This is a genomic window from Winogradskyella wichelsiae, from assembly GCF_013403925.1.
Lineage (GTDB): Bacteria > Bacteroidota > Bacteroidia > Flavobacteriales > Flavobacteriaceae > Winogradskyella > Winogradskyella wichelsiae.
Genome location: NZ_JABFDJ010000003.1, coordinates 159275 through 172305 on the forward strand (window position 1 = coordinate 159275; position 13031 = coordinate 172305).

The 13031-nt window shown below is 34.5% G+C and carries 10 protein-coding genes; 3 read left to right on the forward strand and 7 right to left on the reverse strand.

The features are described from left to right. Positions 1-104: 104 nt before the first annotated feature. The 6 genes from HM985_RS07980 to HM985_RS08005 all read right to left on the reverse strand — a co-directional run bounded on the left by HM985_RS07980 (position 105) and on the right by HM985_RS08005 (position 8453). Positions 105-509: a heavy-metal-associated domain-containing protein gene (locus tag HM985_RS07980; RefSeq protein WP_179375752.1), complete on the reverse strand. Its 405-nt coding sequence runs from the start codon at positions 507-509 to the stop codon at positions 105-107. A 20-nt stretch (positions 510-529) separates the two neighbouring features. After that, the gene (locus HM985_RS07985; RefSeq protein ID WP_179375753.1) at positions 530-2329 is read right to left on the reverse strand and encodes an efflux RND transporter periplasmic adaptor subunit; all 1800 of its coding nucleotides are present in this window, start codon (positions 2327-2329) and stop codon (positions 530-532) included. After that, positions 2319-2801: a DUF305 domain-containing protein gene (locus tag HM985_RS07990; protein ID WP_179375754.1), complete on the reverse strand. Its 483-nt coding sequence runs from the start codon at positions 2799-2801 to the stop codon at positions 2319-2321. The genes HM985_RS07985 and HM985_RS07990 overlap by 11 nt, the downstream gene beginning before the upstream one ends. Before the next feature lie 123 nt (positions 2802-2924). Then, entirely contained in the window at positions 2925-4166 is a 1242-nt protein-coding gene (locus tag HM985_RS07995; RefSeq protein WP_179375755.1) for a TolC family protein, read from the reverse strand. Between the two features lie 15 nt (positions 4167-4181). Continuing rightward, positions 4182-7928 carry an efflux RND transporter permease subunit gene (locus HM985_RS08000; RefSeq protein ID WP_179375756.1) on the reverse strand — a complete coding sequence of 1249 codons (3747 nt, stop codon included), beginning with the start codon at positions 7926-7928 and terminating at the stop codon, positions 4182-4184. A gap of 111 nt (positions 7929-8039) precedes the next feature. After that, positions 8040-8453: an HYC_CC_PP family protein gene (locus HM985_RS08005; protein WP_246284978.1), complete on the reverse strand. Its 414-nt coding sequence runs from the start codon at positions 8451-8453 to the stop codon at positions 8040-8042. 204 nt (positions 8454-8657) lie between these two features. On the opposite strand from HM985_RS08005, the gene HM985_RS08010 reads away from it, so the two are divergent. The 3 genes from HM985_RS08010 (at position 8658) to HM985_RS08020 (ending at position 11572) form a co-directional block, all read left to right on the forward strand. Continuing rightward, positions 8658-10157: a BCCT family transporter gene (locus tag HM985_RS08010; RefSeq protein WP_179375757.1), complete on the forward strand. Its 1500-nt coding sequence runs from the start codon at positions 8658-8660 to the stop codon at positions 10155-10157. Positions 10158-10224: 67 nt separating this feature from the next. After that, entirely contained in the window at positions 10225-10854 is a 630-nt protein-coding gene (locus HM985_RS08015; protein WP_179313303.1) for an alpha-ketoglutarate-dependent dioxygenase AlkB family protein, read from the forward strand. 184 nt (positions 10855-11038) lie between these two features. Further along, a complete protein-coding gene (locus HM985_RS08020) occupies positions 11039-11572 on the forward strand; it encodes a cupin domain-containing protein (RefSeq protein ID WP_173589378.1) in 534 nt (177 codons plus the stop codon). Between the two features lie 50 nt (positions 11573-11622). Here the strand turns inward: HM985_RS08020 and HM985_RS08025 are convergent, their stop codons facing one another. After that, positions 11623-12891: a chloride channel protein gene (locus HM985_RS08025; RefSeq protein ID WP_179375758.1), complete on the reverse strand. Its 1269-nt coding sequence runs from the start codon at positions 12889-12891 to the stop codon at positions 11623-11625. Positions 12892-13031 lie beyond the last annotated feature (140 nt).

Here is a 13031-nt window from a genome sequence, read left to right on the forward strand (position 1 = left end):
AACCCTTTTACGATATTCTCTATCCTTTTTATTTCATAAAAATAAACACCTATCAAAATACGTTTTTTTTAATAGGTGTTTAAAATATTATTTAAAAGATCAGTTTATTGATTCATAGCCATATCATGCTCATATTTACAACAATCGGGCAAACCTTTGTAAGCTACTTCACTTCCGGCTACTTTATCAGTATCATAACCAGAGGCTGCAATAGCATTATGAAGCGCTATAGCGTCTGTTTTAGTAGCGTCAAAAGAGACGTCAATCTTCTTTTTACTCACATCCCAAGTAGCCTCAGTAACCCCATCTACAGCCTTTACAGCATCTTCGATGGTGCTTTTACACATACCGCAATTACCTCTTACTCCAAAAGATAAATCGACTATAGTGATATCTTTTGAGACTTCAGAAGCTATGGTAGTCACTTCTTTTTCTTTCTTCACATCGTTATTACAGCTTGTTAAACCAATAGCAGCGATGACGGCTACACTCAAAATTACTCTGTTCATTGTTTTTATATTTATTGTTATTATTTAATAATTTGTTTAACGTCCCCACAAGTCAGCATAGCTCCTCCAAAATACGGATTAACTACGGTATCTTCTTTACTTAACCAATACGCCCCTTTATTATGATCAGACATTGGGCAGTACAAATGATATACCTTCTCGTTAATACCAAACACTTCTAAAGCGTTTGCCATACTAGCTGATAAGTATTTAAAATTTGTTCTTTGCATATTAAGATCTTCTGTATTTGAAATTAATTGTGCTGTAGTTTCTATGTCTTTTTTTAATGACATCCAACGTGTATGTGCATCGTTATCCGTGAGTAATTTCATATTTACTTTAGATAAATTAGCTAATAATACCTTAGATTGATTTATCACATGTTCAGAAGCGTCTATTGCTAACGCATTTTTTAATTCAATATAAGTATTAAAAACAATGTTTAATTGATTTTTAAATTCCTCAGAGACTTTGAGTCTTGCATTTTTATTTAAAGGCTTTTCAGCTTCAGAAGTATTTATGTGCATTCCTATATGTCCTTCATGACCCGTCATAACTTTGCCAACGTCCTTATTCATCATTGATTTCTTACCATGTAATTGGGCCGCAGCATCTATGGTAAATGTCCCATTCGTAACAATTTCATCACCATCTTGTAGACCTTCTAAAATCTGATAATTTTCACCTATTTGATGACCTAAAATAATATCTCGCATTTCAAAAATAGGTTCATTTGGGTTTGTCTTTAGATATACTACGGAGCGTTTCCCTGTCCATAACACCGCAGAAGCAGGGATAACGGCAAAATGTGCTTCACTTGAATCAGTAATTCCTTTAAGCTCTCCTTCTACAAACATACCTGGCTTAAAAAGTCCATTTTTATTATTTAAGACAACTCTTAATTTTACCGTTCTTGTTTTGGTATCTAAAATAGGATCTATAAAGTCGACCTTTCCTTTGAATGTTTTATTAGGATATGCGTTAGTGCGGATTACAATGGCTTGTCCTTTTTTGAATTCACTGATTTGATTTTCATACACATCAAAATTTGCCCAAACCGTATTTAAGTTAGACACTTTAAAAATCGGTTTTCCATCCATAATATGAGAGCCTTCATTTATGGCAATTTCAGTAACTACACCAGAAACATGAGAATAAATAGTAAAACTCGTTTTCACTTGTCCGGTTTGTTCTACATCATCCAATGACGCACCATGAATTTTCCAATTCTTAAATTTATTTCTAACCGCTTTATACAACTGCGGTTGTGAGGCTCTCAACTTATAAGCTGTTATTAATTCTTGTTGCGCTGCAATTAAGGCTGGCGAATATATTTGAGCAACAGCTTGTCCTTTGTTAACCTGCTCGCCTAACGAATTTACGTATAGTTTTTCTATCCTTCCATCAAAATGCGCTGGCATTGTAGCTGTTTCATTTTCATTCTCTGTAATTTTTCCTGACAGCATTACTCCAGAATCAACTGTAGAAATACTTTTACCTACAATTGAAGTTTGTATATTAGCTAAGGCCATTGCATTTTCAGAAAGCTTAAATTCATTTACAGATAAACCTTCTGCACTATGTGCTGCAGGTATCAAATCCATACCACAAATAGGGCAGTCGCCAGCTTCTGGTTGCATAATTTGCGGATGCATAGAGCAGGTCCACATCTGGCTTGTCTCTTCAACATCAACATGGTTGTGCTCCGTTACTTGCATGTCCTCATTTTCAGTATCTGATGCTCCTCCAAAAAGCATCCCTCCTAATAAAAAGCCGAGCGCTAATAGTCCTATATAAATGACTAATTTTTTATTTTTCATTTTCTAATCGTTTAATCATTGCTTTCATTTCTTCTATTTCCTTACGTTGTGCTTCGATAATATCATTGGCTAATTTTTTAACTTCGGGGTCTTGTAAATCTGCACGTTCACTTGTTAGTATAGCTATAGAATGATGAGGAATCATCCCTTTTAACCAAAACACATCTCCTACAATTGGTGCTTGTGCTCTAACGAGGCCTAATGCACTAATAAAAAGCACTAGATTTCCTATCAGTATTGCTATATTTTTCTTTTTATTTTTATACATTTTTAGCATGAATAATAGCATTATGACCGCCATCGCTGAAATCCCTAGACACACCATATAAAAGCGCGTTAAACTAAAATAAACATGGTCTATAGCGTAAGTATTTAAGTACATAGTGATATACATGGCTACAAATGATAATCCTAACATTAAAAAGAAAGTTGTATAGTTTCCATTGTTTGAGTGATGATTTGAATTTTCCATAATAATTTATATTTATTTAAACTTTAATTGTTCTTAATCGTAAGGCATGAGCTGTAACTGAAACAGCGCCAAAACCCATGGCTAATACAGCAATCATAAAATAGGAATATGTATGTGTTATCATTATTTCGTTAAATAGTTGATAATTGTGGTTTGAATATAATAGTTCTTAATAGATGCTATTTGTTCCATTTGAAATTTTAATTGTAATTCCTGAATGTCTAAAACATCATTAAAATCAATCGTTCCTGTTTCATAACTTCTAATTAAAATAGCTTCTGCATCTTTGGCTTGCTGTATATTTTTAACTTGTGTTTTATACGTGATGCTTGCAGAAATTCGATCGGTTACAGCTTTGTCTAATAGCGTTTCTAAAGTATTTAAACGTTCTTGTTTCTGTGCTTCAATTTCTTGTTGTTGTAACTCGTTTTGCTTCGTTTTCGATTTATATTTCTTATTAAAAAGCGGAATAGATAACGACACAGTTGGCATTAAAATATCTTTTCCTTTTTCACTAAAAGTGATGTCAGATCCTGCATTAATATTGATGTAATCGAACCCAAAACCAAAGGAAGGCTGACTTTCTTTTTGATTCATTAATTCTGATTGTGCTATAGATTGAAACAGTTTGTCGTATTTCAGCAATTCAGGATGCAAAGCAAGGTTTTTAGTATTGATTTCAAAATCTTCGGAAGGCATTATTAATGCATCAACAACATCAATTTTAATCGTATTTTCTCTATTTAAAAGCTTATTAAAAGCGGTTTGTTCTGCTAAATACTGTTGTTCTAAAACCAATTTGAGTTGTTCTAATTCATTCTGACGCATTTGCAATCTTAAAACATCTACTGCAGAAGCTTTACCGACTTCAATCGATTTTAATGCCAATATTTCATAAGTTTTAAGCAGTTTGCTGTTTTCTACTAAAATAGCTTGTTTGCCTTTATTTACATATAATTTATAATACGATTGAGATACGGAAACCATCAGTTTTCGTTTGGCTATTACAATATCTTCGTACTTTGTATCGGCCAAAGAACTCGCATAATTTTCACGAGAAGTAATGGTTCCAAACCAAGGCAACATTTGTTTTGCCGATACTTTAAAGCGCTGCGTTCCTGTTCGTGTTTCTGGCTCTAACACAAAATAACCTGCACTAAATTCGGTATTTGGTAAGGTATTTACTTCATTTACTTTTTCGGAAGCAATTCGATACTGTAACTCAAATTTCTGAATTTCAGGATTATTTTCTAAAGCGATATTAATGTAGGTTTCTAGTTCTTGAGAATTTCCTTGTAGAACAAAGAATAAAGATCCAAGAAGTAAGACTACTTTGTGTGTTATATGATTTTTATAGTTTTCCATTGTATGTTTTTATATCTATTTTCTAAGCTCTTTTCTCTCTAATCTTTTCAACTTAAACTCTTCTCTCCAGCTATATAAAACCGGAACGATAAAGTAGGAGGTAATGTCAATTACCATTCCTCCAAAGATTGGAATTGCCATTGGAATCATAATATCGCTTCCTTTTCCTGTGGATGTTAAAACAGGTAATAATGCCAAAATAGTAGTTACAGTTGTCATTAAACACGGACGAATACGTTTCTTAGCTGCCTCTAAAGCAGCAACTCTAATACTCATTTTATCTGATGGTTTTTCACGATCAAAAGTTTGCGTTAAATAAGTTGCCATGACAACTCCGTCATCTGTTGCAATACCAAATAAGGCAATAAAACCAACCCAAACGGCCACACTTAAATTGATGGTTTTCATATTGAAAAGATCTCGCATATTCTCGCCAAAGAAGCTAAAATTGAAGAACCAATCTTGTCCGTATAACCAAATCATAATAAAACCACCTGCAAATGCAACCGCAATTCCGGTAAATACCATTAACGAAGTGGTTACCGATTTAAACTGAAAATACAGTATCAAGAAAATAATAGCCAATGCTAAAGGCACCACAACTGCTAGTGTTTTTTCTGCTCGCAATTGGTTCTCATAAGTTCCCGTGAATTTATAACTGATCCCTTTAGGAACCGTTAATTCCCCTGAATCTATTTTTTGTTGAAACAAAGCTTGTGCATTTTCAACTACATCAACTTCTGCAAAACCATCTATTTTATCAAACAAAACATAACCCACTAAAAAAGTATCTTCACTTTTTATCACCTGCGGACCTTGTTCATATTTAATAGTCGCTAATTCACTTAAAGGAACAGGATTTCCCTTTTCTACAGGAATATAAATATCTTTAATGTCTTCTGGGTTGCCACGTAATTCTCTAGGATAACGTACGCGAACGCCGTAACGTTCTCGGCCTTCAACCGTTTGAGTTAAAGCCATACCACCAATAGCAACTTTTAAAACACTTTGTACATCCTCTATAGAAATGCCATAGCGTGCTATTTTTTCTCTATCAATATCAATTAATAAATAAGGTTTCCCAACAATTCTATCAGCAAAAACAGCTTCTACTTTAACACCTTCAGCTTGTTTTAAAAGACTTTCTAATTGCAACCCAAAAGCTTCAATTTGTTTTAAATCTTGCCCTTTTACTTTAATTCCCATGGGCGCTCGCATACCTGTTTGTAGCATTATCAATCGTGTTTCTATGGGCTGTAATTTCGGAGCAGAAGTAACACCGGGTAACTTGGTCACTTTAATAATTTCTTTCCAAATATCATCTGGACTTTTAATTTCTGGTCGCCAGTTTCTATAGAATTCTCCGTCGTTGTCTTCTATTAATTGAGCGTTTTCAACGGATGTTCCTGAAGTAATAAAACGTTTTGTTTTTAACTCAAAAAAACCATCAGTATTTACTTTATAACGTTGTCTTTTTCCTTCGGAATTACGCATGTATTCCGGTTTATACTGAATCATGTTTTCGTACATCGACAAAGGAGCAGGATCTAAAGAAGATTCTGTTCTACCAGCTTTACCAACCACTGTTTCAATTTCTGGAATGGTCGCAACCGCCATATCCAATTGCTGCAACACACGTTTATTTTCTTCAACTCCAGCATGCGGAAGAGAAGTAGGCATGAGTAGAAAAGAGCCTTCATTTAAAGAAGGCATAAATTCTTTTCCTGTGTTGTTCATAATCCAAAACCCAGAAATAAGAACCGTTATCGGAACCATTAAAAACAACATCTTATTCGCTAAAACCCATTGTAAAATTCGGCCATAATATTTTCTAAAAACTGAGAATATTCCTAAAATTCCGAAGCAAATAATAGACACAAAAATTAAGTTTATAAAACTACTACGATTAAAACCTAAAGGTCTCCAATATTCTGCCAATAGAAATACAATGGCAATTGATGAGATAATGATATTAAGAAGATTTACTTTTTTAGCATCTAGCTTTCCTAAAACACCTAATAAGGCAGAAATTCCAAAAGCGATTACTATAAGGCCTAAATAATGACCACTTATCACAATTACAATTCCTGCAAGAATTAAAGCACCACTTACAATGTATTTAAACGAGTTTTTTAGGGTTGTTTTACGGAATAAAAAAGCTGCTAAAGGCGGAATTATAAACAAAGCAATCACTAAAGAAGCTGATAGTGCCATTGTTTTAGTAAACGCTAAAGGTCTAAACAATTTCCCCTCGGCACCAATCATTGTAAATACAGGCACAAAACTGATAATAGTCGTTAAAACAGCAGTTAAAATAGCGCCAGAAACTTCTGCAGTAGCGTTGTAAATAACTTCGTTTATGGATAGTTTCTTGTTATGAGATTCCTCGTCGCTCGTGCCTCGTTCTGTCGGAATGACATTTTCCTGTTCATCGAGATGGCGAATCATGTTTTCGGCGAGTATGACGCCAACATCAACCATGGTACCAATAGCGATGGCTATACCAGATAATGCCACAATATTGGCATCCACATTAAAGAGTTTCATGGTCACAAATACCATTAAAATAGCTACAGGTAACAAGCCCGAAATTAAAATAGAAGCTCTTAAATTAAAGACCATTACAATAATCACCAAAATAGTAATTAATATTTCTAAGGTTAAAGCTTCACTAAGGGTGTCTAAGGTTTCTGCAATCAGTTCTGATCGATCATAAAAAGGAACGATTGTTAATTGAGATGTACGTCCGTCTGCTAAAACCTTAGAAGGTAAACCACCTTTTAATTCTTCTATTTGGGCTTTTACATTCGTAATTACTTCCATAGGGTTTGCACCATATCTAGCTACCACAACACCACCAACTACTTCTGCGCCTTCTTTGTCTAATAGCCCGCGTCTAGCGGCAGGACCTAAAGAAACTTTGGCAATATCTTTAATTTTAATGGCCGTAAAATCTTTAGAAGTGACGACGGCATTTTCTATATCTGCTATCGATTTTACATAGCCTAAACCACGAACTAAATATTCAACTTTATTAATTTCTAAAGTCTGTGCACCTATATCTTTATTGCTTTCTTTAACCGCTTTTACAACTTGATTTAATCCAATGTTGTATTGGCGCATCAATTCTGGATTCACATCAATTTGATATTCTTGCACATACCCACCAATAGAAGCCACTTCAGAAACCCCACTTGCAGAAGATAAACCATATTTTACATAGTAATCTTGTAGGCTTCGTAATTCTTGTAAATCCCAACCACCAGTAACGTTTCCGTCTTTATCTCTACCTTCTAAAGTGTACCAATAAATTTGTCCTAAACCTGTAGCATCTGGTCCTAAAGCAGGGTTTACACTTTCTGGTAATAAGTCGTTAGGTAATGAATTGAGTTTTTCAAGGATACGACTACGACTCCAATAGAATTCAATGTCTTCTTCAAAAATGATATAAATACTGGAGAAGCCAAACATCGAAGAACTACGAATGGTTTTGACTCCAGGAATACCTAGTAGAGAAGAGGTCAGTGGGTAGGTAATTTGATCTTCTATATCTTGTGGTGAACGACCATCCCATTTTGTGAAAACAATTTGTTGATTTTCACCAATATCTGGAATGGCATCTACCGCCACAGGATCACTTGGTAAAAAACTTGTCTCCCAATTAAAAGGGGCGTTAACAGTTCCCCATCCTACAAATAGAGCGAGCATTAGAACCGCTACAAGTTTATGTTCTATTAAAAATTTGATGCTTTTATTTAGCATTAGCGTTGATTATTAAACAATTAGACATTGGTATTAGGAAAACACCGAATACAGCAAATTATCCTTATAACATTATGCAGTCATAGGATAAAACAGGCTATTGTTTAAAAATCAAATTAAATAGGTCTCGTCTAGCTTGAAGAGTTGCTTTCGGACCAATGGCGGTTTATAAGTCTTGTAAGAAGGTGTTTTTGCTTCAAGATCTTCGAAAAAGTTAATGCAAGTGTAAACAAATGAAGTAATAAAAAGCTGCTGCTCTAAAGTGATCTTTTCCAAAGACAGTTGCAGTTCATCTTGACCATCAACGACAGACCGTTCGTTTTTACAGCAATCTTTTTTTGTAATGGCACAACCTTCAGCTAAAGGTTTTTCCATTTTCATGCCACAACCTTTTGCTTTATGGAATAACACTGTCTCCACTAAAGTATCTCCACAATAATGCATGTTCAAAGTAAACGACATCGTAGAGCATAACACTACAAAAGCCATTGCAAAAGACATTATTTTATGGAAAGCTTGTTTCATAAGCACTGCAAAGATAACAATTCAAAAAATCTTTTTAATAATTTCTTGTTAATTTACGGATGGTAATTGTAATGTGGGATAATGTAAAATCGACATTTAATAAACGGATTTTTAATAATTTAAGTTTGGTTTTTATAATGTCGTCTTCTCAACTTAAAATTTACATTCTAATTCCTATTTTTGTAAAAACACAACGGATCTCTAATGTTTAAATTCATTCAAAAACACTCCATTTTATCCTTTTCAATAGCCATCATTTTCACCTGCACTGTATTGGTGTTTTTTGCTACTGAAGCAAGTTACAACGCCATAGATATTGCATCCTTATGGGTACGGAATTATTTTGGATATTTCTACCTCTACTTAGGTTTTGCTTGTGTTTTAGCTTTGTTAGCAATAGCCTGCTCGCGTTACGGAAACCTAAAATTAGGTCAACCTACAGCCCAACCTGAATATTCGCTTTGGGCATGGACGGCCATGTTATACAGTGCGGGCATGGGGTCTGGTATTTTATTGCGGGCCGTACAAGAGCCTGTTTATATGCAACAAAACTCACCTTACAGTTCTAATTTACCCGCAGATACGTTAGCACTAGAGTTTACGTTTTACCAATGGGGATTAACTGCGTGGGCCTTTTATGGTCTTTTTGCCTTAATTATTGGTTACGGCTTGTATATTAAAAAAAGAAAAGTAAGCATCAGTGCCACAATAGAAGATCATGTTAAAAGTAACACCGCTAAACATACTGTCGATGTCATCACTATTATAACAACCGTTTTTGGCCTAATTGCCGCCATAGGCTTGGGAACAACGCAAATAAAAGGAGGTATTAATCATATAACTGATGCCAACTTTGGCTTAACAACAACTATTTTACTTTGTGTACTTATTTCTGCTGTGGCTTGTTATTCTGCTTGGCAAGGGGTTAACAAAGGGATTCAAATATTTTCTAAATTAAATATTATAGTCACGCTTGCCATCCTCATATTTATTTTTGCTACCAGCGATATGAGCGCTATCTTAACGTCTTTTGCTACTGCTACTTTTTATTACATCATAGATTTTATCCCTATGAGTTTGGCGATCGGCGATTATAATCCCGGAACAGAGTTTTTAACAAGTTGGACGTTCTATTATTGGGCATTCTGGTTATCTTGGGCACCTTTTACAGGTATTTTTATTGCTCGCATTTCTAAAGGACGCACCATACGGCAGTTGCTATTAGGGGTTTTAATTATCCCTTGTTTAGGCACCTTTTTCTGGTTTTCTGTTTTTGGGACTGCTGCTTTTAATTTAATTGAAGGATGGGGAGTCTATAACAATGAATTCGGTAACGTATTTTCTTCCATATTTGTCTTTTTTGAACACTACCCGTATGCGACCTTTTTAAACATAACATCGGTTTTCTTATTAATCAGTTTTTTAATCACCTCAGTAGATTCTGCCGTATTTGTATTAAGTATGTTTACGGATAAGGGAGCTAAAAACCCGAGTAAAACACATCGTGTCATTTGGTCTATTTTCATTTTGTTAGCTACCATAGCTTTAGTCTTATTAGGAAATGTAAAAGCTAATATTAATGTTTTAGAAGCTGTACAGCGCCTCTTAATTATAACCTCATTACCTTTTGCCTTTTTTATCATTATTATGTTTGCCTTTTTTATTAAAGATCTTAGGACACATAACGTTCAAGAAAGAAAATAACACCTCTTTTCTGTTAGGTTTTGACTTTTTATGCGATTAACAGACCAACTATTTGGAGGGTATTAACATGGATCTATTGCATCAAACCGATTTATTTTCTACTGATGAAATTCGTAAAACAACATTTGATTTACCAGGTGCTGATGTAACGTTATTTGAAAACTTTTTCACTAAAGCAGAAAGCAATGCGCTATATACAGCTCTCTTAAACCACACCGCTTGGGAGCAAGATGCCATGACCATTTATGGCAAACAAGTAAATTTACCAAGACTTACGGCATGGTATGGCGATACGGATTTAGAAGTCGCTTATGTTGGAAAAAAAGCAAAGCTACGTCCTTGGACTGCGGAGTTAATAAAAATTAAGGAACGCATAGAGCAGGAGGTCGATGTTAAATTTACACGCTGCTTACTTAATTACTACAGAGACGGAAAGGATAGTGTCGATTGGCATCAAGATTATGAAGAAAGTCAACGGAAAAATACCGTTATTGGCTCGGTGACTTTTGGAGCCACAAGACCGTTTCAATTAAAACACGCCACACGTCATGATTTAAAACGGATTTCTATTCCGTTAGCGCATGGAAGCCTACTACTTATGCAAGGTGCAACGCAAGATAATTGGAAACACAAAATACCAAAAACCTCAAAACAAATTCAGCCTAGAATTAATCTCACTTTTAGATGGATAAAGTAAATTTATAATTGTAATAATAAAGATTCACATGATTTTAAATCATATACATAAGGATGACTTCACTTAAATTAAGAGAATTTCATACTTAAAAAAGCATCAAAACCTTCTCTTGTACTTAAAGAAAGAAGAAGGATACCTCTAAATTTGTATCACATTAATCAACCACTTTATAAAACCATATAATATGACAGTACCAAACATCGCTAAAGCAGACATCTTAAACGCTTTTAATTTCAGACTTGCGACTAATTTCAAATCAATTATAGCAGCATTAGGCATAGCAACATTGTTTGTTAGCCATACTGCAAATGCACAAATAACAACTAAAGATTCTATAGCAACCTCAAAAGTGCAACATTTCAATTTTGATGACATGGAATCTGAAACAATTGGCGAAGGAATCAAACGTAAATGGTTTCATGGCGAAAAAGGACAAATGACCATTTTTAATTTAGAAAAAGGAGCTCATATTCCTTGGCACCAGCACCCAAACGAACAGATTACATACATTATGTCTGGAAAAGTTAAAATCAAAACAATGATTGATGGTATAGAAACGTTTGTCGAAGTTAAAGCAGGAGAAGTCATTGTGTTTCCAGAAAATGTACCACACGAGTTTTGGGCTTTAGAAGAAACCGTAGATTTAGATGTGCATGTTCCTGTACGTGAAGATTGGTTAAGTAAAGAGTTACCTGAGTATTTAAAAAAAAGCAAGTAAAAAAATGAATTGAGCCTTCGCTTTATAACTTCAATAGTGTGTTAGATTAATTATTCTTCTTCCATTTGAGAGGCTATAAAGGGACGTCTTGGTGCTAAAAAATAGCCTGTTAAACTCGCAAATAATATAGGGATAAGGTGTCCAAATCCTGTTAAAGTAGCTAATAAAATAGTGGTACTCATTGGGGTACGTGTAACACAAGCATTAATTGCAGCCATACAACTTACTATGGCCAAAGTAACATTGACCGAAGGAAATAGGTGATTTATAATTAAACCTAAAACAGAACCTACAAAAAATAAGGGAATAATAAATCCACCGCGCCAGCCTGATGTCACTGTTATTGAAATGGCAACAATCTTAAAGAACAAAATAGAAAATAATAAGGTCAAAGAAAACTCTCCCTTAAGTAAAGTATTAATTTCATGATGCCCAAAGTATCTCGTTATTGGAAAATAAAAGGCTATAACGCCTAGTAAAACCCCACCTATAAGTGTTTTAATGTAAATAGGAATAGGACGTTTCTCAAAAAGTGTTTTAAAAAACTTAGTGCAAAAAATAAAGGCCCATCCAAAAGCAGCGCCTACACTACCAAAAAGAACAGCATAACCAAAATCAAAAAGGCCCGAATATTCATAGGCAGACAAATCCCATATGGGCCCAAGTCCTAAATGAACAATTAAAGCAAAGACCAAATAACTAAAACAACTGGCAACAAATGCAGGCATAATAGCCTTATAATATTCTACAGCGTGCTTATGATGAAGTATTTCTAAAGAAAATAAACTACCCCCTAAAGGCGCACCAAATAAAGCCGTAAAACCTGAGGCCATACCAGCAATACTTAAAGATCGTAAAGCCTCACCCTTAAGTCGAAACAGTTTTCCTATCCACGTACCTGTAGAACCTGTAACTTGTATTAGTGGGGCTTCTGGACCTAAACTACCTCCGGAAGAAATACATAGTAACGATGATAGCACCATCGACGGATTATTCTTGGGATCTAATTTTCCTTTATTAAATTTAATATTGTTAACGATTAAATGTATTTCCCCTGGATCTCCAATAAAGTGAATGATTAAACCAGCTATAAGGCCACAAGTGGCCATTAAAGGAATGACCTGCCAACCCGTAAAAAAAGTTAATTGATGGGTTAAAAATTCAATTCCAATCCAATATACTCCTGCTATAACACCTCCTAATAAGCCCGTTAAAGCCCATAATAAAAACGTTCTACTAAAAACAAAAGGATTAAAACGGACTGGTTGGTCTAAAATATTTAAATAAGTGACTAATTTTCTACGTTGTTTTAACTTCATTCTGTCGTCTCGCTTTTATTACAATGGTTCTAAATTACAGCTCCATTTAAAATAGGGTTTCATCTATTAATCTATCGATAGGTTAGAGCTACTATTTTAAAAAATAACCGTTAATTTTTAGATGGGCAAAACTAGTTTAT

Excerpts from the sequence above, each read along its gene's own strand:
- HM985_RS08025 (WP_179375758.1), bottom strand. The coding sequence starts at position 12,891 with ATGAAGTTAAAACAACGTAGAAAATTAGTCACTTATTTAAATATTTTA.
- HM985_RS08015 (WP_179313303.1), top strand. The coding sequence starts at position 10,225 with ATGGATCTATTGCATCAAACCGATTTATTTTCTACTGATGAAATTCGT.
- HM985_RS08010 (WP_179375757.1), top strand. The coding sequence starts at position 8,658 with ATGTTTAAATTCATTCAAAAACACTCCATTTTATCCTTTTCAATAGCC.
- HM985_RS08020 (WP_173589378.1), top strand. The coding sequence starts at position 11,039 with ATGACAGTACCAAACATCGCTAAAGCAGACATCTTAAACGCTTTTAAT.
- HM985_RS07990 (WP_179375754.1), bottom strand. The coding sequence starts at position 2,801 with ATGGAAAATTCAAATCATCACTCAAACAATGGAAACTATACAACTTTC.
- HM985_RS08005 (WP_246284978.1), bottom strand. The coding sequence starts at position 8,453 with ATGAAACAAGCTTTCCATAAAATAATGTCTTTTGCAATGGCTTTTGTA.
- HM985_RS08000 (WP_179375756.1), bottom strand. The coding sequence starts at position 7,928 with ATGCTAAATAAAAGCATCAAATTTTTAATAGAACATAAACTTGTAGCG.
- HM985_RS07995 (WP_179375755.1), bottom strand. The coding sequence starts at position 4,166 with ATGGAAAACTATAAAAATCATATAACACACAAAGTAGTCTTACTTCTT.
- HM985_RS07985 (WP_179375753.1), bottom strand. The coding sequence starts at position 2,329 with ATGAAAAATAAAAAATTAGTCATTTATATAGGACTATTAGCGCTCGGC.
- HM985_RS07980 (WP_179375752.1), bottom strand. The coding sequence starts at position 509 with ATGAACAGAGTAATTTTGAGTGTAGCCGTCATCGCTGCTATTGGTTTA.